Source organism: Mesorhizobium sp. M7A.F.Ca.AU.002.02.1.1, from assembly GCF_003998535.1.
Classification (GTDB): Bacteria; Pseudomonadota; Alphaproteobacteria; order Rhizobiales; family Rhizobiaceae; genus Mesorhizobium; species Mesorhizobium ciceri.
The window spans coordinates 1-1,705 of the sequence record NZ_RZPB01001051.1 but is presented as its reverse complement, the minus strand read 5'-3'; the positions used below and the strand labels follow the sequence as shown (position 1 = coordinate 1,705).

Below are 1,705 nucleotides of genomic sequence, written 5' to 3'. Positions count from 1 at the left end.
GCTTGAGGGCACTGAGAAGGTCGAGCTTCTTGACACGCAACGTCGGCACCGAAATGTATGGCGGGACGTCATGTCCAAGCAATGCAAGCGCGGCCGCCTTGGCCTCGGCGACGCCCTGGTCGTAGGGACGCTGCGCGCCTACGGCCAGAAATTCGCCGCGTGCAACGTTCAGCGCGCTGTCAGCGGCAATGTCATTCGTGGTGACGACGATATCGCGGCCGAGTGTCTTCGCCGCGGCCACGACTTGCTGGGCGGGCGTGTCCCAGGCAACGAAGATGCCCTTCATGTCGGGATGCGCCGTCAACATTGCGGTGGCAACCTCGTAAGCCTTCTCGGGGGCTGTGAAGGTGCCGACATCCGCGACCTTGATGTCGGGATGTTCGCCGAACGCCTTCAAGGCACCGACCTTTCGGGCTGCGACGGAGTAGTAATAGTCATAAACCAGCGTGATGATGCCGACCTCGCCCTTGCCGCCAATCGCCCCGACAAGTTCCTGCGCGGCGAAGTAGGCGTTCTTTTCATTGTCGGAGGCGACAACGGTCACATAATCCTTGCCGGGCGCCATATCGACCGGGACGTTGTCCATGAAAACCAGCTTGATGCCGGCGGCCGTCGCCTTCTTGTAGGCTTCGGACTCAGACTTCGGATCGATCGGGATCGAGAAGATCACGTCGGGCTTACGGGCGATCATCTGCTCCAGATCGCTGATTTGCTGACCGGGCTGGAACTTGGCGTCGGTGGTTCCAACAATTTCGATACCAAGATCCTTGAGTGTGTTGCTGATTCCGGCAACCTGCAACTGAGGCCAGCCCGCATCCATTGTGTGCATCACCAGTCCAGCGGTAAACTTGCCCGCCTTGAGCTTGGCAAGATCCTCATCGGAGAATTTCAGCACGTCCGGCGACACCGCCGGCGGACCATCCGGGAAGCCTGGGACGGGTTGGCCCCTCGGCGACAGGGGCAGCGGCTCGAGCAGAGCTTTTGCTTCCGGTGGGATGGTGTCATCGGCGAGAGCCGACGATGCGGCCAGTCCCGATAGCGCCAAGGCCAAGGCGGCCGCCATAAATCCACGATAGTACATTTCATTCCTCCCGATCATATGAAACGGCCGTAGCGGCCGGGTGGCGACCTGGCTGGTCGTACTGGTTGGGCGCTGTTCAGCGCCCGTAAGGCATCAATGCCGCCGTGGCGGCACCCGAATAGTTCACGTAGACCGTCTTCTTGCGCATGTAGCTCTCGAGCCCATGCACGCCGTCGTCGCCGCCCAGTCCGCTTTCGCGGAAGCCGACATGGAAACCCTGCAGCATTTCCGGTCCGATCCGGTTCACGTAGATCTCGCCGAACGAAACCTCGTTGACGGCGTTCATGACGCGGCCCAGATCATTGGTGAAAAGATAGGCCGACAGGCCATAGTTGCTGGCATTGGTGATGCTGACAGCCTCCTCGAAAGTGTCGAAGGGCATGATCGGCACGACCGGGCCGAAGATTTCGCGCGTCATGATCGGCATGTCAGGCGTCACATCTGTCAGTACGGTCGGATTGAGCCAGTAGCCGCCATCGATGGGCGCCTTGGTCGGGCGTCCGCCGGCGAGAGCAAGCCTCGCGCCGCCCGCTACGGCTTCCGCAAGGACCGCCTCGACCTTTTCCAACTCTTCAAGACTGACTTTCGGGCCGATATCGGTATTTGCCTGCATCGGATCACCGA

General features: G+C 60.8%; 2 protein-coding genes. Both read right to left on the bottom strand.

The window, feature by feature from the left end; genetic code table 11:
- Positions 1 to 1,081, bottom strand: a 1,081-nt coding sequence (locus EN879_RS34865) for a substrate-binding domain-containing protein (RefSeq protein ID WP_164774798.1), incomplete at its 3' end; no start/stop codon positions are given.
- A 76-nt stretch (positions 1,082 to 1,157) separates the two neighbouring features.
- Positions 1,158 to 1,705, bottom strand: a 548-nt coding sequence (locus tag EN879_RS34860; RefSeq protein ID WP_127274658.1) for an aldehyde dehydrogenase family protein, incomplete at its 5' end; no start/stop codon positions are given.